The organism is Pseudomonas putida, assembly GCF_001636055.1.
Lineage (GTDB): Bacteria > Pseudomonadota > Gammaproteobacteria > Pseudomonadales > Pseudomonadaceae > Aquipseudomonas > Aquipseudomonas machongensis.
Map to the genome: position 1 here is coordinate 4,382,173 of NZ_CP011789.1, position 24,335 is coordinate 4,406,507.

Below are 24,335 nucleotides of genomic sequence, written 5' to 3' on the forward strand. Positions count from 1 at the left end.
TCTATTGGCTATTGGTAAGCGGAATTAGGATCTCACGGCGTGTCATCTTCTGCCACTCGAAGATCTGGCGAGAGCTGAGCGCCCATTTGAACTGGCGCACGACCTCCAAGAGGGGGATCAAGCGGTCGGCCAAGCGGCGTTTCCCACCCATCCAGGGAATAATTGGAGAAGTCATAGGTATGCAAGTCTCTACTGTATGGGTAAATAGGTGATAGGCTCACCGCGCTTTGCGCAAAAGGCAGGAGCCACGACTGGACTTGCAGGAACAGTCTGCGGGTTCAGCGAGCCTGGGTGGATGTTGGCGCATCCGACTAGGCTCGCTCTTTTCATTTGTTAATTAGGCATGGGGGAATTTTGATGAATGCTAAAGAATTCGCTAGGCAACTTAGAGCTGAAATTGAAAGCTTCGCAGCGCAGGGCCAAGACTCTGTGAGTATTGAGATCCTTACCTCAGGCCTTGATAAATTCATCGATAGTGCCAATGAGGAAAGTGAAAGCATTTTAATTGAACGTCTCAAAGCATATCTCCAGACCCAAGTTGAGAAAGAGAAGTATAATCTCTCGGCCGCCCTAGAGATGTTCAAATCAGTAGTCCATACAGGCCAGAACGCCCTGCGAGCCATTGTCCTCTTAAACGGAGGTGCCGCGGTGGCCTTGCTAGCTTTCATTGGAAAGCTAGCAGACGTTAGCCGATTGAACATTCCCCTGTTTGCGGTACCACTGACTATATTTGTAGTCGGCGCTTTCCTATCAACGATATCGTCGGGCCTGACATACCTCACCCAGGTGCTTTATTCTGAACAGCGCAAATGGCGAAACCGCACTGGCGTTTTCTTGCAAATGGTCTCAATAATCCTCGGCGCAACATCCCTGTGCTCTTTTGGATATGGGACCTATCGCGCCTACGGAGCGTTCCTAGCCTTAGGGAGCTGAGATCGTCCTGGCGTAGTCTTGGCATGCATTCAATGCTATCAGGGCCCGGTCGCCGTCGTTGGTGATGGCGACAATTCTTTGAGCATGCGCTCCGTCAAGTTGGGCGGGAAAGGCTCCATGTACCACTCTTCCGGAGCTGGTGGCTTCTCGCACCCCACCGCCACAACCCTGGGCAGCAAAGGTTCCGGCGTCGACAAGGACTGACAGCCGTAGATCAGCGGTAGCAAGCCGGTCACGCAGACGAGCCTGAGCTTGTTGAGCATCGTTCCTTTCCTTCCAGTGCATTTTGGTTTGGTCTTGCAGGCGAGCCTCCAGGACGCGGCGCGGCGCACCCCCTGCTGCTCTGCCAGTTGGTTGAGTGCTGCTGTAGCGGCCTCCTCCCGCTCTCGGCCGTAAACGCGGTCATTCTTCGCCAACTGCCTGCCATAGTCGTCGGCCTGTTCGGCAAGCTGCTTCCCATAGACGTTGGCCTGCCAGACCCAGGCTCCCCGGGCACCAAGGGCACACACGAGCACCAGGGTTGCCAGGGCAATCAGGCGACCGCCCCAGGCGCTCATTGCAGCACCTCAAGTGCACGCTCATACAGCGCCTTGCGATCATCAAAGCCGCTGTACCGCCGTTGATGCGCTTTGTGATTGCGAGCAGGTCACCCTTGTCAGCCAGGCTATTCAGCCCTTCTTTCTGCCAAAACCAACCCGCCGACAACGCGGCGTATACAGGATGCTCGAGGAGCTCCGGCGTGTTCAGCAAACGGCTGTCACCGAACAGCGCTTCGCTGCAGGCGGCGTAGTTGCCCCGTCCGGTCACTTGGATAAGCCCGCGACCACGGAACAACCATCCGTCCCCACTGGCCTCCGGCCGGTTGCCCATGCGACCGCCGTACGCTGCATTGGCGAAGCGCTCAGGCTTACCCAAGCAGATCTTGCAGGCACCTTGGCCGACGCGCTCTCGGGGCTGGCCAAGCGCATCCACGCCCACCTCCGTAACCCCCCCGTTGGCGCACCAAGCGCAGGTGCGGAGGCCGTATGAGCACTAACGACCACCCCACGTCATGCCCCGAGGAACGCGTCGCTGCTTGGCTCGGCCAAGCCGGGCTGTACCGCACCCGATTGGAAGCCGTACAGAACGGCGGGCAGCTCTTGAAACCGATTAACACCGCAGAGTTGATTGATATCGCACGCAACAGCGCCAAAGGGGTAAGCCATGAATGAGCGCATCCGCCCGCCCATGACCTCAAACAGCCTTGACCTGCCCGCTATCTACGATGTTTGCGGCAAAGGCAGGTCTACTCGCCGACATACGCAAAGCAGTCTTACACGCCAACAACGGGAGGTTGACCAGTGGGCGGCGAAGATGGCGAACGTGGCCGCAAAACGAGCAATGCGGAGACGAGTATGAACACCGCCTTCGTTCTGATGGCGCAATACAACGGCAAAGCCATCATCTCAATCGAGCAGGTGTGCACCGATTACTTCACCCATCTCACGCCCGATATGTTTCAACGCAAGGTGTTGGCCGGGCAGATCCACATCCCGATCACCAGGCTCGAAGCTAGCCAGAGAAGCGCGAGAGGCATTCATATTGCCGATCTGGCGCAATACTTGGATCAGCAGCGGGAGGCCGCCCGTAAGGAGTGCGCGCAGTTGAACAAGAAGCTTCGCGCCGGCTAACCGGAAGATTGCACCTCGCCAGGCCAAGTGTCGGTGGCCGTCAACATCGTCGACCACCAACCCGGACCGGCCTTTGGCGAGGGCAACTAACGACCCAGAGCAGGCATATTTTTCGGGTGCTGAACATCGCGTAAGGCACCTGGGCACTGACTGCGCCAGCCCTGACGACATTGTCAATGCATTGGCGGTCATAGTAACTGCACAATAGACAGGGTGATGGCAAATGAGTAGCGTGCTTACCTAGCGAACCTCGGGCGTACGCACTGGGGACAACTTCTCTTCTATCAAAGCCATCCAATATGAGCAAAGACGCGTTGCAGATCTCGATGTACGACTACCTTGTGAAAATTAGGGCAACGCTCTCACGACTCGGGGAGGGTTTGGACAATCAATCTGTTAGCATCGAGGGCATCAACCGCCTGAGCGAGCTTGAGCGTAGCGTCCTTACGATGTTGGATGCGCCCGAAGTGCGGATAGACGAGCACAGGCTACCTCTCTTTCAGCAAATCGCTATGGACACGGTTGCTTGCGCTACGGAGTTCGCTACCCATATTGATGACAGGCTCCAATCCCTAGGGAAAGATTTATCGAATTTCGGCATCGGATTAATGCAGCTGGCTACGCAAGCCTCTGTGCAAATGGTGCGGTCACGTGCTGAACGCACCGGGTTAGAGTCCTTCCAAGTAACTCCCAATGAAGCTTTTCGCGAGCAGCAGGCTCATATCTCTCAAGTCAGCCACATGCTCAAAGAGAGCGAGTTTAGAGCGAGTGAGCTTAAATCCCAGTTCGCTGAACTAAAGCTGGTAGCGGACGGTGAGATAGAGAAGATTACCGCAGCGTATGCTGCAGCAGTTATAGACATTGACCAGAAAACTGAACACATCAACCGCGTAACAGGGCAGGCGGCAGCGCGGATGATTGCAGGCGACTATGAGGGAAGCGCTGCGTCCGAAAAAGAGGCTGCGGACTACCTACGGCTCGGCGCACTAGCCTGCATGCTATTGATCGTGGCGATTCTAGGATGGGCGCTTTATGAAACAACTGGCGCGATTTTTGAGTGGGATAGATTCCTGAGCAAGATTAGCCTTGTGTTCCTGCTAGGTGTGCCTGCTGCCTACTTGGCACGTGAGTCGGCAAAGCACCGGGAACAGCAGTACCAACATTTACAGACGTCGCTAGACATGAAAGCCATCTCGCCGTTCCTGGCGTCCATGCCTGACGAAGAACAGCACAAACTCAAGGCGATCATCGCCACGCGGATCTTCGGTGGCCGGGATTTCTCAAAGGTAGGCAACGACCCTTACCCGATCAACACCCATGAAATCCTCATGAAGATCATCGACAAGCTAGACCTCTCGACGAGTAAGCCTGTAATGGCAAAAAAGGTGCAGCCAGCACTAGGCGCGACAGCTGCTTCTGAGCCCTCCACCTAACCAACGGGCGTGCCTGCTTCAAATGCCAGCAAAAATTCGGCCTCTGTAGAAAAGGCCCTTTGTCTCCATCGGTCACAGTTATAGCCAGCGGCAGTTTGTAACTGACTGCCAAGGGCTGTTGACGAGTTCAGGAGCGTGGCGAGCCTGACGCGCTTGAGTAAGATCCAGTCGTTCTCGCTTGTTGTTCGAAAGCGGATGCCTACCAGGAATAAGCGCTGATGGAGATAGCATTGTTACCCATCCGCCTACTCAGCCCGGGCGCCGAGTTTAACCGACGCCTTAATGATCTAATCGAGCCACTTCCAGCCTTTATACCCATCCCCTCGCCCACGTAAATGGGTATACCGCCGCAGCGAGTTCCAATCACGATGACCAGATACCCTTGAGACCCTCAGTATGTCCCAGCCCATTTCGAACAACCGACTCACCCCTTCATGACGCAAGTCGTGGAAGTGCAGATCCTCTATCCCTTTCATCTTGCATGCCTTCGACCAGGCTGTGCCGATTGAGTCCGTGTTGTACGGGAATATCTCGCGACACTCTCTGGGCATGCTCTGCACGATGATCCACGCCTCATTCGGCAAGTAACACCAGACATCGTTGCCGATCTTCTGGCCGGGGTTTTTCATGTCCCGCACCTTCACCGCCTGCCGGTGCTCATCCAAATCTTCCCATCGTATGCGTGTGATCTCGCCCATTCGGCGGGTCGAAAAGATCGCGAAGGCCACAACCTTGGCATGTGGATGACGCTGGGACGCCGCTGCAACATCTCGAAGAAGTGCTCCATCACCTTATCGATCTCATCCAGCGTAGGATGCCGATCCCGCTCCCGGCTCTTCAGGTTGTAGCCGAACGTCTTCAGCACGAGGCGCGCATCTGGCATTGCTTGTGCGTCAATCTCATACCCCCACGCCGCCCTGGCCAGGGACAGTACCGAACCCAGGTGCGCCAACTCATTCCCGGCCGTCTGCGGCTTAATGCCTCCACCCTCTGGACTCATGCGGCACAGCGCGTAGTCCACTAGCACCTGCTGGGTGAGGTCGGAATGCACCTTCTCACCCAGGTAGCTGTTCTTAATAGCATTCAATGTGCGCCGCTTCGTCTCAGCCAGCGGCCGGGCTTTCTCGGCCTCGATAAGGTAGCGGTCGATCATCTGCTTAACCGTATGCCCCGCCCGGATCGCCCGTTCGATTGCACCAGGCTCTGCCAACTCGGTTTCTCGTCGCTTCGCCCAGGCCACGGCGGCCTGTTTGCGGACGAACGTCTGGCTCTCTTGGTAGACTGTCACCTTGTCGCGGTGGACGCGGATCTGAGCTGTGTAGCTGATGGTGCCGTCGGCCTTTTTACGGGGTCTGATCGTTGCCATGAGAATTGGTACACGTCCTATTTCGCTTGGTACATTGCACCAAGCGCTCGGTAAAAACGCCTCCCCCCCCGAAAATCGGTACGAAACACGTTGAAAGAAAACACAGCAAAACCAGGCTCCAAACCACAAACCACGCGCCCTGAGCCCTCCCGCCGGTTCAGCGTTGCACCCATGATGGACTGGACCGACCGCCACTGCCGGTACTTCCTGCGCCTACTCTCCCAACGCGCCCTGCTCTACACCGAAATGGTCACCACCGGCGCCCTGCTCCACGGCGATGCGGCGCGTTTCCTGCGTCATGACGAGTCCGAGCACCCGCTGGCCCTGCAGTTGGGCGGCAGCAATCCGGCTGAACTCGCCGCCTGCGCTCGTCTGGCGCAGGAGGCGGGCTACGACGAGGTCAACCTCAACGTCGGCTGCCCCAGCGACCGGGTGCAGAACAATATGATCGGCGCCTGCCTGATGGGCCACCCGGCGCTCGTGGCCGACTGCGTCAAGGCGATGCTCGACGCGGTCGAGATTCCGGTGACGGTCAAGCACCGCATCGGCATCAATGGCCGCGACAGCTATGCCGAGCTGTGCGACTTCGTCGGCCAGGTGCGTGACGCGGGTTGTCGCAGCTTCACCGTGCATGCACGGATCGCGATCCTCGAGGGCCTGTCGCCAAAGGAGAACCGCGAGGTGCCACCGCTGCGCTACGAAGTGGCGGCGCAGTTGAAACAGGACTTTCCGGACCTTGAGCTGGTGCTCAACGGCGGGATCAAGACCCTCGATGAATGCCGCACGCACCTGCAGACCTTCGACGGCGTGATGCTGGGGCGCGAGGCATACCACAACCCGTACCTGCTGGCCCAGGTGGATCAACAACTGTTCGCCAGCGACGCGCCCGTCGTGACGCGCAGCGAGGCGATGGCGCGGCTGATGCCGTATCTGGTGGCGCATGTAGAAAGCGGCGGGGCCATTCATCACATCACCCGGCATATCCTCGGCCTGGGCCAGGGCTTCCCGGGGGCGCGGCGGTTCCGCCAGTTGCTGTCGGCAGACATTCACAAGGCGGCCGAGCCGCTGAAGGTGGTCGAGCAAGCGGCAGAGTTGCTGGCCGGACGCTAGGGGAACCCTGGGCGGGGGCTGGACTCGAAGGGGGAGTCGACGCCCCATCCAGGGGCTGCCATGTGGCCATCGCGGGGCCAGCTCGCGCCCCCCATGACGCAGGATAGCCTTAGCCGGTGTTTGGCCTTGAGTGGCCGCCAGGGCTCGGGTAATGTCAAGACACTCACAGGACAGAGCATCAGGACAGAGCACGCCCATGACCTCAAAGCTGGAACAACTCAAGCAGTTCACCACCGTGGTCGCCGACACTGGGGACCTGGATGCCATCACCCGCCTCAAGCCGGTCGATGCCACCACCAACCCGTCGCTGCTGCTCAAGGCCGCGGCCATCTCGGGTTACGCCGACCTGCTCAAACAGGTCAAGGCTGATGCCAAGGGCAACGTCGACCTGGCCTGCGACAAATTCGCGGTGGCCGTGGGCGCGGGCATTCTCAAGGTCATCCCCGGGCGTATCTCCACCGAAGTGGATGCACGCCTGTCGTTCGATGAGCCGGCGTTGCTGAACAAGGCGCGCCAGCTGATCGCCCTGTACGAAGCTGCCGGTATTTCCAAGGATCGCGTGCTGATCAAGCTGGCCTCCACCTGGGAAGGCATCCGCGCCGCCGAGAAGCTGGAAAAGGAAGGCATCCAGACCAACCTCACGCTGCTGTTCTCCTTCGCCCAGGCCCAGGCCTGTGCCGATGCCGGGGTGTTCCTGATCTCGCCGTTCGTGGGCCGGATCTACGACTGGTACAAGAAGAGCACCGGCAAGGAGTACGTCGGCGCCGAGGATCCAGGCGTGCAGTCGGTGACACGCATCTACGATTACTACAAGACCAACGGCTACGACACCGTGGTCATGGGCGCGAGCTTCCGCAACGTCGGGCAGATCGAGCAACTGGCCGGGTGCGATCGCCTGACCATCAGCCCCGAGCTGCTGCAACAGTTGAGCGACGACCAAGGCGAGCTGCCGCGCATCCTCAAGCCGGGCAATACCGGCGAAGCCAAGCAAGTGCTGAACGAGAGCCAGTTCCGCTGGGCGATGAACGAGGATGCCATGGCCACCGAGAAGCTGGCCGAAGGCATTCGCCAGTTTGCACGCGACCAGGAGAAGCTCGAGGCGTTGATGGCCGACAAAGGCTGACACATATCCGAGTTGTGGAACGGGCGGGAAGTACTGAGTATTTCCCGCCCGTTTGCGTTTGTGTATTCGAAAAAGAAGCTGCCGGCCCATCGCGGGACAAGCCCGCTCCCACAGAAGCATGTGCCCTGCCACGGAATAGGTGCTGCTGTGGGAGCGGGCTTGTCCCGCGATGGGGCCGGCAGCCTCCCAACAGATGGAAGCAATGACCACCACCCTCCCCCTCGTCCTAGCCGGCCCCGTGCTGCGCCGCCTGGAACCGCAACGCCTGGCCATCTGGCTGGTCGCTTCACGACCACTGAACCCCAAGTTCGTGCTGGACTGCCCGCACGTCGGTAGCCAACTGGAGTGCCAGGTCGTCGCCATCGGCGAACATGCTCATGTACACCTGCTGAACCTGCACTTCGACCAGCCCTTGCCCGAAGATGTGCTGCTGGAGTACGACCTGCACCTGGACAATGATCAGAGCATCGCCGACTGGGCGCCGCACCTGCTCTACCCCGGCGCCAGTCGTCCGAGCTTCGTGTTGCGCAAGCGTATCGATCCATTGCTGCACGGCTCGTGCCGCAAACCCCATCACCCCGCCGCCGACGGCCTGCTCTGCGCCGACCGCCTGCTGCTCGACAACCCACCCCCTGAACAACGCCCGGCACTGCTGATGATGACCGGCGACCAGGTGTATGCCGACGATGTGGCCGGCCCCACCCTCAAGGCCATCCACGGCTTGATCGAACGCCTGAAGCTGTTCGACGAGCCTCTCGACGGCGCGCTGGTCGACAGCGGCCAGGCGCTCTATCGTCATCCCGCCTGCTACTACCATCGCGCCGACCTGCTGCCAGCCCAGCAGGGCAATGAGCCGCTGCGCCGGCGTTTCTTCCGGGGCAAGCGCAAGCCGATCTTCTCGTCGAGCAATGCCGACAATCATCTGGTGACCTTCGCCGAGGTCATGGCCATGTACCTGCTGGTCTGGTCGCCCACACCCTGGACACTGGTGGGGCTGGAGGCGCCCGAAGGGCTCTCTGTCAGGCGCCAGCAGCGCTACCAGCACGAACTGCCGCTGATCGAGGCGTTCCGCGACGGCCTGGGCCAAGTGGCGCGCGTCATGGCACACCTGCCCTGCCTGATGATCTTCGACGACCACGACATCACCGATGACTGGAACCTGTCGGCGCAATGGGAGCAGACCGCCTATGGCCACCCCTTCTCGCGCCGGATCATCGGCAACGCCCTGCTCGGCTACCTGTTGTGCCAAGGCTGGGGCAATGACCCCAAGGGCTGCACAACGCTGGTCGAGGGATTGCAGACACTGACTGCAAATACACCGCAGGGCGCACTGGACGGTGAGGCCCTGGATACACTGATCGGTGATCTGCTGCGTTTCCAAGGCTGGCAATACGACCTGCCCAGCGACCCACCGCTACGCGTACTGGACACCCGCACCCGACGCTGGCGCAGCGAACGCAAGCTGAGCAAGCCGTCCGGGCTGCTTGACTGGGAAGCGCTATGCGAACTGCAGCAGGCCCTGCTCGATCATCCGTCAGCGATCATCGTGTCACCGGCGCCGATTTTCGGGGTCAAGCTGATCGAGACGGTGCAGCGGATTTTTACTGCACTGGGCTACCCGCTGCTGGTGGATGCCGAGAACTGGATGGCCCATCGCGGCGCCGCTCAGGTGATCCTGAATATCTTCCGCCATTCCCGCACGCCGGGACACTATGTGATCCTGTCCGGGGACGTGCATTATTCATTCGTCTACGAAGTGCTGATCCGCCACCACCAACGCAGCCCCCACCTGTGGCAGGTCACCAGCAGCGGGATCAAGAACACCTTTCCAGTGCGCCTGCTGGATGTGCTCGACCGTCTGAACCGCTGGCTGTACTCACCGCGCTCGCCGCTCAACTGGTTCACCCAGCGCCGATCGATGGAAGTGGTGCCTCGAGTGCCAAGCCGAAGCAAGGCCGGGGAGCGGCTGTGGAATGGTGCGGGCCTGGGGGAGGTATTCTTCGACGAGCAGGGGCGGCCGGCGCGGGTTGTCCAGCTGAGTGCCGAGGGCGATGAAGCGACGGAGTTCGTACGGTGTGGTGAGAGGGACCGCTAGCGGATCCCGGGGCGCCATTGGCGCCGAATCAGGAACGCTCCAGCGCACTCACCAGATCACGAAACGCTTCGCGGTTGGAGTCGTTCAGGCCCATGAGGATCTTGTGCGCCTCCAGCACCTTGGAGCGCACCACTTCTTCGTTCTGATCCTGCGATGGCAAGTCGCTCAGGCAATCCGGGCATGGCAGCGGACGGTCGACGATGTTGAATACCTGGTCGAACCCCATCGACTGCAATAGCCGGGAAATGTCCGGGTTGGTGGTGACCACGGTCGGCAGCAGGCCGACCTTCTGCCGCGACAGGATCGACAGCTTGGCCAGCAGGCCCAGGGTGGTACTGTCGATGCTTTCGGTTTCGGTCAGGTCGATGACGATGGCCGAGAAATTCAGTGCGGTGAAGATCTTCTCGATCGTCGCATCCAGCGCCGAACACAGGGTCAGGCGCACTTCACCGACGAATTTCAGCACGAAGGTACCGCTCTGCTCGGCGAACTGGATTCTACCGGTACTCATTGAAGGTTCCTGCTCAACACCAATAGGGCGATATCATCCGGCATCTCCCCAAGCGTAGCCAATCCGAATCGTTGGCGCAGCCCGTCCAGGCTGCCCCCCGCGGTCTTGACGATTTCCGGCAAGGCCGCTTCCTTATCTTTGAGTGTATCCCCGGGCAAAAGGTCCAGAATGCCGTCGGACATGAGCGTGAGACTGAAGCGCGGCGGCAGCTCGAGCACATGGTCCTGGTAGGTGGCTTCATCGAACAGCCCCACCGGCAGGCCACGGCCTTCCAGATAGCGGGCCTGCCCCGGGGTGTAGAGCACAGGCAGCGGCAGGTGGCCGCCGACGCTGTAGGTCATCAGGCCGGTGTCTTCGTCGATCACCCCGCCGACCATGGTCACATGCTTGCCCAGCTTGCAGTTGATCAGGCCACGGTTGATGTGCGCCAACACCTGCGACGGCTTGAACTCGCGCATCTTGCCGTTGCGCTTGAATTCGAACAGCAGGCGGGTGGTCATGAACTTGAGCAGCACGGTGACGAAGGCCGAAGACGCGCCATGGCCGGACACGTCGGCCAGGTAGAAGGCGATGCGGCGCTCGTCGACGCGGAAATAATCGGTGAAATCGCCGGAGAGGTAGAGCGAGGGAATGATCTGGTGGTCGAACGACAGATCGCCCGCAGTCCACGGCTTTTCCGGCAGCATGTTCATCTGCACCTGGCGACCGGCGGTCTGGTCTTCCTGCAGCAGGTGCAGACTGGCTTCCAGCTCTCGGTTGGCAGCTTCGAGCTTGTCGCGATAGCGCTGGTTCTCGAGCACCAGGCGCGAACGGTCGAGCGCACGGCGCACCGAGTGCTCGAGCACGGCAAGGTCTTCCAACGGCTTGATCAGGTAGTCGGCCGCGCCCAGGCGCAGGGCCTCGACCGCATCGCTCATGACGCCGGCACCGGATACCACGATCACGGGCAACTGCGGAGCGTGCTCGGTGATCCGGCGGATCAATTCGAGGCCGCCCATCTGCGGCATGCGCAGATCGCAGATCACGAGGTCGGGCTGGTGTTCTTCGAAGACCTGGAGCCCCTGCTGGCCATTACCGGCCTGGAGGACGCTGAAGCCACTGTCTTCCAGATAGGCGGCGAGGCTTGCACGGACCACGTCGTCGTCATCGATGATCAGCAGCGTTGCACTGGTTTTCTGCATGTGGGCGAACGGCGCCGATTGGTTGGCGTAGCGGACATCGGCAAGGGCGACGGACGGCTACTGGAATACTCTGTGACCACTTCTCTTTGAGGTGTAGGACAAGAAAACCTGTCCGGCAAATCGCAGTGGTGCCCTGTAAGGCGCAGACGGTACTCCCATCCGCGGGGCGTTTCAAGCATACGAGGGTCGAGTTCGCTGTGCTAATCACCAGCGGTTATTTGGCGGGGCCGTTTGGCATAAGGTTGGGTATAGAAAAGCCCTTGAGCAGCCAGACAATTACAGGATGTAAATGCCTGAGGCTACTCGCGGGCAGGTCTGGAGAAGATCAGGTTTCAGCGACGACCGATGTGCGACGACACACTCCACAGGTCGACACCACCGTCTGTGGCATGACGGTCGATGGCGGCCAACTCGTCAGGGGTGAACTGCAGATTGCCCACCGCATCGAGGGAGTCGTCGAGCTGCGCCAGCGTACGTGCGCCGATCAGCGTAGAGGACACCCGCGAATCACGCAGCACCCAGGCGATCGCCATCTGCGCCAGGGTCTGGCCGCGGGCCTGGGCGATGTCGTTGAGGCCGCGGATTCGCGCCAGATTGTCATCGCCGAGCATGCGCGACGGCAGCGAACCACCCCGGGTGGCGCGCGATTCGCTTGGCACGCCCTGCAAATACTTGTCGGTGAGCATGCCCTGGGCCAACGGCGAGAAGGCAATGCAGCCGACTCCCAGATCGTCGAGCGTGCCGAGCAAGCCCTGCTCGATATCGCGGTTGAGCATCGAGTAGTTGGGCTGGTGGATCAGCAGCGGCACGCCTTCAGAAGCCAGGATTGCTGAAGCTTCGCGGGTCAACTCCGGCGAATAGGAGGAGATGCCCACGTACAGGGCCTTGCCCTGGCGGTGCAACTGCGCCAGCGCGCCCATGGTCTCTTCCAGCGGTGTGTCGGCATCGACCCGGTGCGAATAGAAAATGTCGACATAATCCAGGCCCATGCGTCGCAGGCTCTGCTCGCAACTGGCGATCAGGTGCTTGCGCGAGCCGGTCGGGCCGCCGTAAGGGCCCGGCCACATGTGCCAGCCGGCCTTGGTGGAGATCACCAGCTCATCGCGGTAGGCGGCAAAATCCTGGGCGATCCAGCGCCCGAAGTGTTCTTCGGCGGAGCCGGCAGGCGGGCCGTAGTTGTTGGCCAGGTCGAAGTGCGTGACACCGCGGTCGAAGGCACGGCGCAGCAGGCTGCGGCCGGTCTCGAACTGATCCACGCCGCCGAAGTTCTGCCACAGGCCCAGGGAAATGGCCGGCAGGACCAGGCCGCTGCGCCCAACACGACGATAGGGCATGGCGCCCTCATAGCGACCGGGATCGGCAAAATAAGTCATCAAGTCCACCTCTTGGTCTGGTTACATGCTAGGCAGTGCGCAGCCTGTCGGCGCGACCACCGCTGAGTCCATTCAATCAGCAAACGCGCGAACTTCAGACAGAAAAGAACTCAGCGCCATGCTGAACCATTTTCATCATTTAGTCAGACTAGGCTCATGAAAGGCCCTGATCGGCTCGAATCAACTCGATCAGCTGACGCAGGGCGGGTGGCGTCTGGCGGCGACTGGGGTAGTACATCACCAGCGGCTCGTCGCTGGAGGCCCATTGCGGCATCACCACCTCCAGCGCACCACTGCGCAGCTCTTCGCGCACGCGCATTTCCAGGCAATACGCCAGGCCCAACCCCGCAACTGCGGTGCCAATGGCCATGTCGCTGGCGTTCAAGCGCAGCGGCCCTGGCCCTTCGATGCGCACCTGCCGTTCTCCGTCACCCAGCTCCCAGGGGTAGACCGAATCGTCGCCGATACGCATCTGGATGCAGCGATGCTGCATGAGCTCGGCGGGCGATGTCGGCCGGCCGTGCTTGTCCAGGTATGCCGGCGCGCCAACCACGACCCAACGCAACGCGCCGGTCAGCGGGATGGCGATCATGTCCTGGGGCACGGTTGCACCGAAGCGGATGCCGGCATCGAAGCCTTCGGCAACGATGTCGAGCATGCGGTCGTCCATCACCAGGTCGAGGTGTACCTGGGGAAAGCGCGACAGGAACCGATCAAGCACCGGCAGGATCAGCAGGCGCCCCGCGTCATGGGGAATGTTCAGGCGCAGGCGACCGACGGGCGCCTTGCGGTGGTCTTCGAGGGCATTGAGGCCGTGACCGATGGCTTCGAAGCCCTGGGCCAAGGACTGCATGAGGTCGCTGCCGGCGGCCGTCAGCGCGACCGAGCGGTTGGTGCGATTGAGCAGGCGGACTTCGAGGCGATCTTCGAGCTTCTTCATCGTATGACTCAACGCCGAGGCGGTCAGCCCGAGCTCGTTGGCGGCATCGACGAAACTGCCGCGACGTGCAATGGTGAAAAATACGTTCAGGTCCGCCAGATCGGAGCGCTTGAATGCCGCCATGGGGCCAGCCACCCTTGAGAATGAGAACGACGGCCATTGTGCCGTCAATCAGGAAGAAGCTGAACGCACAGGTGCATCACCTTCACACTGCGCCAAAACGAAGAAGGCGACCCTTGCGGTCGCCTTCTTCTGCTTGCCTGACTCAGAAGTCGTCTTCGACTTCCCCGTCCTTGACCTTGAACTCGCGGTTCTGCAGGTAGGCGTTGCGGATGAAGATGTACTTGTCGCCCTGCATCAGCTTCTCTGCCGACAGCAGGCTGGCGCGGGTGTCGATCACGTCCAGGGCGAAGATCGAGTTGCGGGTTGGTACATGATCGATATAGCGGTAGGGTTCGGTGAAGGAGTCCGGGTACTTGGACAGGCCGTCACGCACAGTGCTCGGCCCCAGCAGCGGGATGACCACGTATGGCCCGCTGGGCACGCCCCAGTAACCGAGCGTCTGGCCGAAATCTTCGTCGTTGCGCTGCAGCCCCATGCGGGTCCCGACGTCGATGAAGCCGCCCAGGCCGAACGTGGTATTGACGATCAGCCGCGCCGTGTCGATGCCTGCGGCGCGAGGCTTGAGCTGCAGGACATTGTTGGCCAGGTTGCCGACGTCGCCCAGGTTCCGGAAGACATTGTGAATGCCGTCCTCGAGGAACTGCGGGGTGATCGCCTGATAGCCCTGGGCCAACGGCTTGAGGGCGTAGGTATCAATGGTGTCGTTGAACCTGAAGATCGGTCGATTGACCACTTCCCAGGGATCTTCCTCGGTGGCCGCCTGGGTGGCGGCCACAGGCGCCAGCAACAGAGTGGCACAGACACAGGCCTGGGTGATTCGCTCGATCACACCGGCACCGATCCTCTGCATAGATGTTTCTCCATCGGATTTCACGGTGGCAGCCGCCTGAAGGCGCTGCTGGATAGTGCGCCAGTATAAAGGCAATCTGGCAGGCAGCCAGCATTACACACCTTTGTTCAACATTTTGTGAACAAGAGTTTCATCTTCCAACTGTCATCCGACCGTCATGAAGGGCGTTTAGCCTGCGGTGTATTTCAGGGATGTTGCCATGCACGAAGCGCCCGCCCTCACTGCTGTGCTGTTCGGCCTGCGCGGTTGCCTGGTCCAGGCCGCGAACGGCAGCCCCCTGCCCGCCCCCGGTGCTCTGGATACCCTCGAACAACTGCGGCGTCAGCAAGTACCTTGCATCTGGCTGGACGACCTGAGCGACCATCAGGGCGAGCACCTGGCCAGCGTGCTCCCCGACTGGCTGCCCGGCCAGGTTGCCAACGGTTCGCCATGGCCCTCACCGAATGCTTGCTGGCATGCCTTGATGTCATTGAACAGCGATCGCCTCGATGGCTGCGTGCTGGTCAGTGGCGAGCCGCGCCTGTTGCAGTCGGGCCTGAACGCCGGATTGTGGACGGTCGGCCTTGCCGCCTGTAGCCCAACCTGCGACCTGGCATCGAGTCTGTGGCAAGCCATGAGCACGCAGGAGCAGGAGTTGGCCCGCGGCAAGGCTACCCTCGAGCTGTTCGGCCTGGGCGTGCATTCGGTGATTGACCACCTGGAGTCACTGGACACCTGCCTTGCGGACATCGCTCAGCGCCGACGCAAGGGTGAAAAACCCTGACACAGCGTCGTTGATGCCGGTCATGCAAAGCGCCAGCAAGTGGATTACGCTTGAAGTCAGGCCAGAACCTTTGCCGCTTCGCCGAGGTCCATGGCTTGCCAAGTCATTGATGGAGAACAGCCAATGCCCGCCCGCGAATTGCAAGAGCGCCTGAACAGCCTGCGCGAGCAACTGGATCGAAACGTACCGCTGTCGGAAGAAGAACTCGCCAGCCTGCATGAGGAAGCGCGACAGATCGAAGCGCAACTGAAGCTCGAAGAGGCCACGCCAGACAACAACCTGGTCGATGGCGTGAATCTGGCCATCGAGCGTTTCGAAGCCGATCACCCGGACCTCACGGCGACGCTGCGCAGCATTGCCAACTCGCTGCACAGCATGGGGATCTGATTTCATCACCAGGAGCCGCCCCTGCAGTTATCACCTGCCGGAGCGGCCTCGCGCTACGCTGGGGGTATAACGCCCCCAAGCATTGCGCTTACTGGCGCACCAACCGCCCGTTGCTCGGACTGATCGGCCGATTGCTGCGGTAGGGGTTGATGTCCAGCCCGCCCCGACGCACATAACGCGCATACACCGTCAGATGCTCAGGCTGCAGCAGGCGCAGCAGGTCCAGGTAGATCCGCTCGACGCACTGCTCGTGGAAGTCGGCATGCTGGCGGAAGCTCACCAGATAGGTCAGCAGGCTGGCATGATCCAGCGCGCGCCCCTTGTACTCGACCACCACACTCCCCCAGTCAGGCTGGCCGGTGACCGGGCAGTTGGACTTGAGCAGGTGGCTGTGCAGGGTTTCCTCGACGATACGCTGCGAGTCGCAGCGCAGCAGTTCAGGCTGCGGTTGCTCGTAGTTGCTGATGCTCACGTCCAGCCCATCGATGCACTGGCCCGGCAAGGCCACCACACCCTGCTGCTCGACCTCACCCAGCGTTCGAACCTGAACCTTCACAGGCTTGCCTGCAGCAGCGGACAAGTCCTTCTCCAGGCACGCCTGCAGCTCGCCGGTCGATGCGAACACCGTCTGGTTCAACGAGTTGAGGTAGAGCTTGAACGACTTGGACTCGATGATGTTAGGCGAGTCGGCCGGGATGGCGAACTCGCCGATGGCCACCACCGGTTTGCCGGAGGGCAGCAACCACGACAGCTCGAAGCAGTTCCAGTAGTCCACGCCCTGCCACGGCAGGGTCTGCGCGGTCACGCCCAGCTCGGCCCATTTGGCCGTGCGTGGGATCGGAAACAGCAGCGACGGGGTGTAAGTGGCGATGTATTCGCTGGACTTGCCCAGCGGGGAGTGTTCGGCGGCGGGATGCATGTATCTGACCTGAAAGCGCGGGAATGGCGCCATTCTACCGGTTTTGCAGCCCGCCTTGGGGATGATGTCACTCGATGGTCAACTGACCAACCATGCCTGCCTGATAGTGGCCCGGTACATTGCAGGCGAACTCGATGGGCGCCGACTTGCGGAAGGTCCAGGTCAGCTCGGCGCGCTGCCCGGGCTGGACCAGCACAGTGTTGCCCTGATTATGCCCGTTACCGCCATGGCCCATCTGGCTGTGGTCCATCCCGGCCATGTTGCCATGGTCCATGCCCGCCATGGCCGCCATCTCCTTCTGGTGCTCGACGTGCATCGCCTTGTCACCCAGGTTGAACTCATGAGCCAGCTTGCCTTCGTTGATCACCACGAAGCGCACCGTCTCGCCGGCCTTGACCTGCAGGCTCTTGGGCTCGAAGGCGATATCCTTGAGCACCACATCGACGGTACGGGTGGCCTTGGAGGCCGGCGCCGGTTCGCCGAAGCCAAAGGTCTTGGCGCCATCGGCGAAGACCGGCAGGCTGGCCACGGCGAGGGTGGCGGCGAGGATCAGGTGTTTCATGGCAACTCCGGTTTGTGCGCTAGAGATGGAGCCACTCTAGGGTCATGGGACTGGCGGCTAGCTGACAGGCAGATTACAAGTTTGTCAGCTTGGGCGCGCTTGCCGATCGTCACGTATCATTTGAGCCAATGCTGCGGCACGACACTCCGGCCTGTTCTATGAAAACTGGAGTGCTTGTGCGCTTACCTTTTTGACAATGGACAGTACATGAAACTGCTGATCGTCGAGGACCAGGCCAGGACCGGCCAATACCTGCGCCAGGGCCTGAGCGAGGCCGGTTTTGCCACGGAACTGGCCGGTGACGGTGAAACGGGGCAATTCCTCGCGCTCACCGGCGACCACGACCTGCTGATCCTGGATGTCATGCTGCCGGGCCGGGATGGCTGGCAGATCCTTCAGGCGGTGCGCCAGGCGGGGCTGGACACGCCGGTACTGTTCCTTACCGCGCGTGACGCTGTCGAAGACCGCGTCCATGGCCTGGAGCTGGGGGCCGACGATTATCTGGTCAAACCCTTTGCCTTCTCCGAGCTGCTGGCCCGGGTACGTAGCCTGCTGCGCCGCGGTGCCAGCCCTTCTCAGGACACCACCCTGGCCCTGGCCGACCTGCGCCTGGACCTGATCCGTCGCCGCGCCGAGCGCGCCGGCAGCCGCATCGACCTGACCGCCAAGGAATTCGCCCTGCTCGAGCTGCTGCTGCGGCGCCAGGGCGAGGTGCTGCCCAAATCGCTGATCGCTTCGCAGGTGTGGGACATGAATTTCGACAGCGATACCAATGTGATCGAGGTCGCGATCCGTCGCCTGCGCCTGAAGATCGACGACAACCACCCCAACAAGCTGATCCATACCGTGCGCGGCATGGGCTACGTGCTCGAGGAGCGCCACGACTGATGCCCCGACTCTCCCTCAGCGGGCGCCTGGCCCTGCTGTTCGCGGCCTGCACCGCCGCCGTGTCGCTGAGCGCCGGGTTGCTGTTCAGCCATGCCAGTGAACGTCACTTCGTCGAGCTCGACCAGCAGTTGCTCAGCGCCCGCCTCTCGCAATTGCGTGCGCACCTGGCCGATGTCGACTCCCGCACCGCGTTGGACGTCCACCTGCCGACGCTGCGCAGCGAGCTCAGCCACCAGTCGGACCTGGCCCTGCGTATCCGCGGCAACGACGGTACGCTGTGGTTCGACAGCCGCGCAGGCTTGCCGCAGGAGCCCCGTCAGCCGGGCCTGGCCACCCTGCACAGTGACGGCATGGACTACCGCAGCCTGTGCCAGGCGTTGCCAAACGCCCAGGTCACCTTGTTTCTCGACATCACCCACCACCAGCACTTTCTGCAACGCATGCAGCAGTTGATCTGGCTGACCGTCGGGCTCTGCGCGTTGGCTACAGCCCTCCTCGGCGCCTGGGCTGCGCGCCGCGGATTGCAACCGTTGCGCCAGATGGGCGCGGTGGCCGCCAGCGTCAATGCGCGCTCGCTGACCACGCGCCTGCCAGTGGCGCAACTGCCTGAAGAACTCGCCGAGCTCGGCCACACCGTCAACGCCATGCTGCAACGCCTGGACGATGCTTTTCAGCGCCTCTCGGCCTTTTCCGCCGACATCGCCCATGAACTGCGCACGCCGCTGTCAAATCTGCTCACCCACACCCAGGTCACCCTCACCCGCCCCCGCAGCCTGGAGGAGTACCGCGAAGCCCTTCACGGCAACCTTGAGGAACTGCAACACATGGCGCAGATGGTCAATGACATGCTGTTCCTGGCCAAGGCCGACCATGGTCTGCTGATGCCCAGCCGACAGGCTTTGGACCTGGCGACCGAGACCGATGCTCTGCTGGAGTACTACGCGCCGCTGGCCGAAGATGCCGGCATCATCCTGCGACGCCGCGGTGAAGCACAGACAGAGGGCGACCGGCACATGCTGCGCCGGGCCATGTCCAACCTGCTGGACAACGCACTGCGCTTCACTCCACCTGGCGGGACCATCGAAGTGACGCTGTCACCGGGGCTGCACATAGAGATCGCCAATACCGGCCCCGCGATTGCAGCGCAGGCCCTGCCACGCCTGTTCGACCGGTTCTACCGAGAGGATCCGACACGCCATGAAGGCAGCAGCGAACATGCGGGGCTGGGGCTTGCGATCACCCGGTCCATCGTGCAGGCCCATGGCGGGGGGATTCACGCTCACTGTGAAGGAGGATGGACACGTTTTGTGATCGACCTGCCCCCGAAGCGCTGAGGCAGTGCAACGGCTGGCGCGGGCTTCGTTTACGCTCGCGCCAGCGCAGGGATCGCGCCCACCTTCATGCGCAGACCACGACGTCACTCGTAACGCAATGCCATCGCAGGCTCGATCTGCGATGCGCGATACGCCGGGTACAACGTGGCCAGGAAACTCATCACCAGGCCGGCGATACAGATGATCGCGACATCACCCCACTGCAACTGCGATGGCAGGCTGCTGATGAAGTACATGTCGGAGGTGAAGATATGCTGGCCGCTGGTGCGTTCCAGCCAACCGACGATGGCGCTGACATTGAGCGCACCGATCACGCCCAACACCCCGCCAATCAGGGTGCCGACGATACCGATCAGGCTGCCCTGGACCATGAAGGTCCCCATGATCTGCGCCGGCGTCGCGCCGATGGTGCGTAGAATCGCGATGTCGGCACCCTTGTCGTTCACCACCATCACCAGGGTGGCGATGATGTTGAACGCCGCCACGGCAATGATCATCAGCAACAGCAGACCGATCATGGTCTTTTCCATCTTCATCGCGCTGAACAAGCTGCCCTGGGTGTGCGACCAGTCATCGGCGCGGTAGGCATCACCCAGGCCCGAAGCGATCGCCTTGGACACCTGCGGCGCAGCGTACAGGTCGTGCAGCTTAAGGCGTACGCCCTGCACCTGGCCCGGTGCCCAGCGTTGCATCTCGCCGGCGTCGGCCATGTGGATGTAGGCCTGCGAACCGTCCAGCTCGGCACCGACCTTGAAGATGCCGACCACGGTCAGGCGCTGCATGCGTGGGGTAATACCACCGGGCGCACTGCTCACTTCCGGCACGATCAGGGTGACCTTGTCGCCGGTGTTCAGGCGAAAACGGCGCGCCGTCAGCTCCCCGAGCACCACGCCATACTCACCGGGCTGCAGCGCTTGCAGGGCACCCTGAACGATATGCTGGCCGACAATGGAGACCTTGCCCTCCTGCGCCGGATCGATACCGCTGACCTGGATCGGCTGCATCGCCCCCTTGTAGGAGAGCATGCCTTCCATTTCCGTCAGGGGCGCCGCGGCGATCACCGCCGGATTCTTCAGCGCGGCCTCGGCAACACGCTGCCAGTTATCCAGCGGCTGTACGCCAAGGATGCTGGCATGCGGCACCAGCCCCAGCACGCGCGAGCTCATTTCACGCTGGAAACCGTTCATCACCGACAACACCACGATCATCGCCAGCACGCCCAAAGAGAGGCCGATCATCGAGGTCATGGAGATGAACGAGATGAAGTGATTGCGGCGCTTGGCACGGGTGTAACGGGCACCGATGAACAAGGGCAAGGGTCTGAACATGTACGCGAACACCCAGTTGAACAGTAGATTGGGGCCGCGCAGGCGGCCCCATGCAATCAGATCGAGATCAGACGACCGTCTTCCAGGCTCAGCACACGGTCCATCTTGCGTGCCAGGCTCAGGTCGTGGGTCACCACCAGGAACGCCGTGCGCGACGCCGTCGACAGCTCCTGCATCAGCTCCTGGATACCCAGCGCGGTATGGTGGTCAAGGTTGCCGGTGGGCTCGTCGAGCATCACCAGGCCCGGCTGGTTGACCAGCGCACGGGCAATCGCCACGCGCTGGCGCTCACCGCCAGACAGTTCGGCAGGCTTGTGATTCAGGCGATGGCTGAGGCCTACACGCTTGAGCAGCGCCTCTGCGCGCTGGCGCGCCTCCGGGATGGGTGTACGACCGATCAGCAGCGGCATGCAGACGTTTTCCAGGGCCGTGAATTCTGCCAGCAGGTGGTGGAACTGGTAGACGAAGCCCAAGGCGCGGTTGCGCAGCAAGCCGCGATCACGTTCGCCGAGCGCCGAAAGCTCTTCCCCGGCCAGCCAGACGCTGCCCTGGGTTGGCGTGTCGAGGCCGCCAAGCAGGTTGAGCAGCGTGCTCTTGCCCGAGCCGGAGCTACCGACGATGGCCACCCGCTCCCCCGGGTGCAGCTCCAGGCTCAGGCCCGACAGCACCTGCACCGACTCCGGCCCCTCGTCATAGGACTTGCCCAGGTTGCGGCAACTCAGTACGGCTTTATCACTCATGCGCGACTCACTCATAACGTAGCGCCTCTGCAGGCTGGGTGCGGGCGGCACGCCAGGCCGGATACAGGGTGGCGAGGAAACTCAGGACCAGTGCCGCACCGCAGACCATCCACACGTCCTGGGCGATGATCTGCGACGGCAGGTAATCGATGAAGTACACATCGGCATTGAGGAACTTGTGCCCGATCAAGGTCTCGACACCCGCGATCGCCGCACTGACGTTGAGCGCAGCGATGATCCCGACCACTGCGCCGATCAGCGTGCCGACCACGCCGATCACCGTGCCCTGGACCATGAAGATCGCCATGATCTGCCGGGGCGTGGCGCCAAGCGTACGCAGGATGGCGATGTCGCCGCGCTTGTCGTTGACCACCATCACCAGGGTGGAAATGATGTTGAACGCGGCCACCGCGACGATCAGCAGCAGGAGCAGGCCGATGATCGACTTCTCCATGCGAATCGCCTGGTACAGGTTGCCCTGGGTGCGGGTCCAGTCGCGGGCGTAGTACTGGTGATCGCCCAACTGCTGGACGATGCTCCAGGCCTCGCGCGGAGCCTTGAACAGGTCGTCGAACTTCAGGCGCAGGCCTTGCACCTGGTCAGCCTTCCAGCGGTGCAGCCGCGAAAGGTCAGAGAGGTTGGTCAGGCCCAGGAAGCCATCGATCTCGCCAGCGCCGACGTGAAAGGTGCCGACCACGGTAAAGCGCTTCATGCGCGGGAACATCCCGGCCGGGGTGATGCTTACCTCGGGGGCGACGAAGGTGACCTTGTCACCGACCTTGACGCCCAGCTTGGTGGCGGCCTTGTCACCGATGAGGATGCCCCACTCGCCGGGCGCCAGCTGGTCGAGGCTGCCCTGCTGCAGGAAGTTGTCGATGATCGACACCTCGCGCTCGCGGTCCGGCTGGATGCCGTTGAGCAGCATCTTCTGCACCTTGCCGTCATGGGTAAGCAGCCCCTGCATCTGCGTGAAGGGCGCGACCGCCTGCACGTGCGGATTCTGCTTTACTTGTTGAGCAAGGGCCTGCCAGTCGCCGATGGGCTGGTCGCCCTCGATGGTGGCGTGGGGGACCATGCCAAGGACGCGGGTGCGCATCTCGTGATCGAAGCCATTCATCACCGACAGCACCACGATCATCACCACCACGCCCAGGGCGAGGCCGATCATCGAGGTCAGGGAAATGAACGAGACGAAATGGTTGCGTCGCTTGGCACGGGTGTAACGCGTACCGATGAATACGAAGAGAGGTCTGAACATGTCGGGGCTTGTTCGGATGAAAGGGAACGTCCTGGTGGCGAGGCGCCTACGGCGGCTTTACACTCGGACCACCGCCGCAACCATGGGTTCGCCATGACGACATTAGACGAAGAAGATCGCCGGGAATACTACCGCATCGAAGACAGGATCGCACTGGAAATCAGCCCCCTGAGCGCGGCTGAAGCCCTTGAGCCAGAACTGTTGCAGGATGATTCACCACTGTTCAACCTGCTCAGCGAGCTGCACCTGTCGGACTTCGAATCCCAGCACCTGTTGCGCCAGCTCAGCGACAAGGACCGCACCCTGGCCGCCTTCCTGCGCGCCCAGAACAAACGCCTCGACCTGCTCAGCGCGGTGGTAGCACAAACGCTGATCGGCGAGATCGGCCAGCCGCAGCGGGTGATCATCTCCGAAGGCGGTGTCGAATTCGCCCAGGCGCAGCAGATCGCGCCCGGCACCCGGGTCAAGGTGAAGATGGTGCTGATGCCACGCGCCCACGGCCTGCTGCTGCGTGGCCGCGTCACCCACTGCGACCCACGTGCCGACGGCGGCTTCGAGGTTGGCACCGAATTCATCGACATGACCGATGCCCAGCGCCAGCTCCTGGCCCGCTATATCCTGCAGCGCCAGCAACAACAGCGGCGCCAGCAACTCGAACACGACGACCCGGCATCCTGAGCCTTTTCCCTTTAGACCTGAAGGAACGAACGTGACCCTGATCTACGGCCATCGCGGCGCCAAGGGCGAAGCGCCCGAGAACACCCTGACCAGCTTCCGCCAGTGCCTGTCGCACGGCGTCGACCGTTGCGAGCTGGACCTGCACCTGTCGGCCGACAACGAGCTGATGGTGATCCATGACCCTACCCTCAAGCGCACCACCGGTCGACGCGGCAAGGTCGTCGAACACCCGGCAGCGGACCTGGTTACCTACGACGCGCGCAAGGGCGGCCCCGGACATGTGCAGCCCTGCCCTATCCCGCGCCTTGAAGAACTGTTCGAGAAATGCGCCTTTGCCCACTGGCAGCTGGAGGTCAAGAGTGCTTCGCGCACCCGCGCAGCAAGCACGGTGCTGGCCATCCGCGAACTGGCCCAACAGTACGGTCTGCTCGACAAGGTGACCATCACCTCGAGCTCGCGGGAAGTGCTGGGGGCAGCACAGGAACTGGTGCCCGACATCACGCGTGGGCTGGTTGCCGAATACGCCTGGCTCGACCCACTGAAAGTGGCACAGAACTACGGCTGCGAGATGCTCGCGCTGAACTGGACACTGTGCACCCCCGAACGCCTGCTCAAGGCGCAGAAGCAGGGTTTGCATGTGTCGGTGTGGACGGTCAACGAGCCGGCGCTGATGCGCCGACTCGCCGATTTTGGCGTGGACAGCCTGATTACAGACTTTCCCGGTTTGGCCAAGACCACCCTCGGGTAGGGCTGAAATCGGTCTCCCCGAC

Annotated in this window: 23 protein-coding genes and 4 pseudogenes; 13 read left to right on the forward strand and 14 right to left on the reverse strand. The window is 61.8% G+C overall.

Annotated elements, in window-relative coordinates; all coding sequences use genetic code 11:
* Window positions 1-25: 25 nt before the first annotated feature.
* Window positions 26-175, reverse strand: a pseudogene (locus AB688_RS27250) (DNA adenine methylase); the annotation flags it as partial.
* A gap of 182 nt (window positions 176-357) precedes the next feature.
* On the opposite strand from AB688_RS27250, the gene AB688_RS19630 reads away from it, so the two are divergent.
* The gene (locus AB688_RS19630; RefSeq protein ID WP_063545607.1) at window positions 358-933 is read left to right on the forward strand and encodes a hypothetical protein; all 576 of its coding nucleotides are present in this window, start codon (window positions 358-360) and stop codon (window positions 931-933) included.
* Here the strand turns inward: AB688_RS19630 and AB688_RS19635 are convergent.
* Both AB688_RS19635 and AB688_RS26550 read right to left on the reverse strand, forming a co-directional pair.
* A pseudogene (locus AB688_RS19635) lies at window positions 922-1,490 on the reverse strand (lysis protein). The gene AB688_RS19630 and the pseudogene AB688_RS19635 overlap by 12 nt on opposite strands.
* A pseudogene (locus AB688_RS26550) lies at window positions 1,487-1,806 on the reverse strand (glycoside hydrolase family 19 protein); the annotation flags it as partial. The pseudogenes AB688_RS26550 and AB688_RS19635, both read right to left, overlap by 4 nt.
* A gap of 152 nt (window positions 1,807-1,958) precedes the next feature.
* Here AB688_RS26550 and AB688_RS19645 point away from each other — a divergent pair.
* The 3 genes from AB688_RS19645 (at window position 1,959) to AB688_RS19655 (ending at window position 4,036) form a co-directional block, all read left to right on the forward strand.
* On the forward strand, window positions 1,959-2,144 hold the full coding sequence (locus tag AB688_RS19645) for a hypothetical protein (protein ID WP_063545609.1): 186 nt from the start codon (window positions 1,959-1,961) through the stop codon (window positions 2,142-2,144).
* A 183-nt stretch (window positions 2,145-2,327) separates the two neighbouring features.
* Window positions 2,328-2,603, forward strand: a complete 276-nt coding sequence (locus AB688_RS19650; RefSeq protein ID WP_063545610.1) for a pyocin activator PrtN family protein — start codon at window positions 2,328-2,330, stop codon at window positions 2,601-2,603.
* A gap of 299 nt (window positions 2,604-2,902) precedes the next feature.
* Window positions 2,903-4,036 (forward strand): hypothetical protein, encoded by a 1,134-nt coding sequence (locus tag AB688_RS19655; RefSeq protein ID WP_063545611.1) that lies wholly within the window; start codon window positions 2,903-2,905, stop codon window positions 4,034-4,036.
* 287 nt (window positions 4,037-4,323) lie between these two features.
* Here AB688_RS19655 and AB688_RS19660 read toward each other — a convergent pair.
* Window positions 4,324-5,402: pseudogene (locus AB688_RS19660) on the reverse strand (site-specific integrase).
* A gap of 171 nt (window positions 5,403-5,573) precedes the next feature.
* Here AB688_RS19660 and dusA point away from each other — a divergent pair.
* The 3 genes from dusA (at window position 5,574) to AB688_RS19675 (ending at window position 9,730) form a co-directional block, all read left to right on the forward strand.
* Window positions 5,574-6,512 (forward strand): tRNA dihydrouridine(20/20a) synthase DusA, encoded by a 939-nt coding sequence (gene dusA, locus AB688_RS19665; protein WP_231100262.1) that lies wholly within the window; start codon window positions 5,574-5,576, stop codon window positions 6,510-6,512.
* Between the two features lie 196 nt (window positions 6,513-6,708).
* A complete protein-coding gene (gene tal, locus AB688_RS19670; protein ID WP_063545613.1) occupies window positions 6,709-7,635 on the forward strand; it encodes a transaldolase in 927 nt (308 codons plus the stop codon).
* Window positions 7,636-7,837: 202 nt separating this feature from the next.
* On the forward strand, window positions 7,838-9,730 hold the full coding sequence (locus AB688_RS19675) for an alkaline phosphatase D family protein (protein WP_063545614.1): 1,893 nt from the start codon (window positions 7,838-7,840) through the stop codon (window positions 9,728-9,730).
* A 28-nt stretch (window positions 9,731-9,758) separates the two neighbouring features.
* Here the strand turns inward: AB688_RS19675 and rssC are convergent, their stop codons facing one another.
* The 5 genes from rssC to AB688_RS19700 all read right to left on the reverse strand — a co-directional run bounded on the left by rssC (window position 9,759) and on the right by AB688_RS19700 (window position 14,708).
* Window positions 9,759-10,241, reverse strand: a complete 483-nt coding sequence (gene rssC, locus AB688_RS19680) for an anti-sigma factor antagonist RssC (protein ID WP_054894422.1) — start codon at window positions 10,239-10,241, stop codon at window positions 9,759-9,761.
* Window positions 10,238-11,422, reverse strand: a complete 1,185-nt coding sequence (gene rssB / locus AB688_RS19685) for a two-component system response regulator RssB (protein WP_054894423.1) — start codon at window positions 11,420-11,422, stop codon at window positions 10,238-10,240. Before rssB ends, rssC begins: the two co-directional genes overlap by 4 nt.
* 332 nt (window positions 11,423-11,754) lie before the next feature.
* Window positions 11,755-12,795 (reverse strand): L-glyceraldehyde 3-phosphate reductase, encoded by a 1,041-nt coding sequence (mgrA, locus tag AB688_RS19690; protein ID WP_063545615.1) that lies wholly within the window; start codon window positions 12,793-12,795, stop codon window positions 11,755-11,757.
* 154 nt (window positions 12,796-12,949) lie between these two features.
* Window positions 12,950-13,858 (reverse strand): LysR family transcriptional regulator, encoded by a 909-nt coding sequence (locus AB688_RS19695; RefSeq protein WP_063545616.1) that lies wholly within the window; start codon window positions 13,856-13,858, stop codon window positions 12,950-12,952.
* A 142-nt stretch (window positions 13,859-14,000) separates the two neighbouring features.
* Window positions 14,001-14,708, reverse strand: a complete 708-nt coding sequence (locus AB688_RS19700) for a VacJ family lipoprotein (protein WP_063545617.1) — start codon at window positions 14,706-14,708, stop codon at window positions 14,001-14,003.
* 199 nt (window positions 14,709-14,907) lie between these two features.
* Between AB688_RS19700 and AB688_RS19705 the strand changes: the two genes are divergently transcribed.
* Both AB688_RS19705 and AB688_RS19710 read left to right on the forward strand, forming a co-directional pair.
* Window positions 14,908-15,471: a hypothetical protein gene (locus AB688_RS19705; protein ID WP_063545618.1), complete on the forward strand. Its 564-nt coding sequence runs from the start codon at window positions 14,908-14,910 to the stop codon at window positions 15,469-15,471.
* 123 nt (window positions 15,472-15,594) lie between these two features.
* Window positions 15,595-15,858, forward strand: a complete 264-nt coding sequence (locus AB688_RS19710; RefSeq protein WP_063545619.1) for a DUF4404 family protein — start codon at window positions 15,595-15,597, stop codon at window positions 15,856-15,858.
* An 88-nt stretch (window positions 15,859-15,946) separates the two neighbouring features.
* Here AB688_RS19710 and queF read toward each other — a convergent pair whose 3' ends face one another.
* Together queF and AB688_RS19720 are read right to left on the reverse strand one after the other, a co-directional pair.
* A complete protein-coding gene (queF, locus tag AB688_RS19715; RefSeq protein WP_063545620.1) occupies window positions 15,947-16,777 on the reverse strand; it encodes an NADPH-dependent 7-cyano-7-deazaguanine reductase QueF in 831 nt (276 codons plus the stop codon).
* Window positions 16,778-16,844: 67 nt separating this feature from the next.
* Window positions 16,845-17,339 carry a cupredoxin domain-containing protein gene (locus tag AB688_RS19720; protein ID WP_063545621.1) on the reverse strand — a complete coding sequence of 165 codons (495 nt, stop codon included), beginning with the start codon at window positions 17,337-17,339 and terminating at the stop codon, window positions 16,845-16,847.
* A gap of 207 nt (window positions 17,340-17,546) precedes the next feature.
* Between AB688_RS19720 and cinR the strand changes: the two genes are divergently transcribed.
* Both cinR and AB688_RS19730 read left to right on the forward strand, forming a co-directional pair.
* Window positions 17,547-18,227 carry a two-component system response regulator CinR gene (gene cinR, locus AB688_RS19725; protein ID WP_063545622.1) on the forward strand — a complete coding sequence of 227 codons (681 nt, stop codon included), beginning with the start codon at window positions 17,547-17,549 and terminating at the stop codon, window positions 18,225-18,227.
* On the forward strand, window positions 18,224-19,561 hold the full coding sequence (locus AB688_RS19730) for a heavy metal sensor histidine kinase (protein ID WP_063546839.1): 1,338 nt from the start codon (window positions 18,224-18,226) through the stop codon (window positions 19,559-19,561). The genes cinR and AB688_RS19730 overlap by 4 nt, the downstream gene beginning before the upstream one ends.
* A gap of 83 nt (window positions 19,562-19,644) precedes the next feature.
* On the opposite strand, the gene AB688_RS19735 is transcribed toward AB688_RS19730, so the two are convergent.
* The 3 genes from AB688_RS19735 to AB688_RS19745 are packed head-to-tail and all read right to left on the reverse strand — an operon-like array spanning window position 19,645 to window position 22,887.
* Entirely contained in the window at window positions 19,645-20,889 is a 1,245-nt protein-coding gene (locus tag AB688_RS19735; RefSeq protein ID WP_063545623.1) for a lipoprotein-releasing ABC transporter permease subunit, read from the reverse strand.
* 56 nt (window positions 20,890-20,945) lie between these two features.
* Window positions 20,946-21,629 carry a lipoprotein-releasing ABC transporter ATP-binding protein LolD gene (lolD, locus tag AB688_RS19740; RefSeq protein ID WP_172964760.1) on the reverse strand — a complete coding sequence of 228 codons (684 nt, stop codon included), beginning with the start codon at window positions 21,627-21,629 and terminating at the stop codon, window positions 20,946-20,948.
* A 7-nt stretch (window positions 21,630-21,636) separates the two neighbouring features.
* On the reverse strand, window positions 21,637-22,887 hold the full coding sequence (locus AB688_RS19745) for a lipoprotein-releasing ABC transporter permease subunit (protein ID WP_063545624.1): 1,251 nt from the start codon (window positions 22,885-22,887) through the stop codon (window positions 21,637-21,639).
* Window positions 22,888-22,980: 93 nt separating this feature from the next.
* Here AB688_RS19745 and AB688_RS19750 point away from each other — a divergent pair, with 93 nt between their 5' ends.
* Both AB688_RS19750 and AB688_RS19755 read left to right on the forward strand, forming a co-directional pair.
* Window positions 22,981-23,565 (forward strand): PilZ domain-containing protein, encoded by a 585-nt coding sequence (locus AB688_RS19750; RefSeq protein WP_063545625.1) that lies wholly within the window; start codon window positions 22,981-22,983, stop codon window positions 23,563-23,565.
* 31 nt (window positions 23,566-23,596) lie between these two features.
* Window positions 23,597-24,313, forward strand: coding sequence for a glycerophosphodiester phosphodiesterase (locus AB688_RS19755; protein ID WP_054894436.1), 717 nt, complete (start codon window positions 23,597-23,599; stop codon window positions 24,311-24,313).
* Window positions 24,314-24,335: the final 22 nt, after the last annotated feature.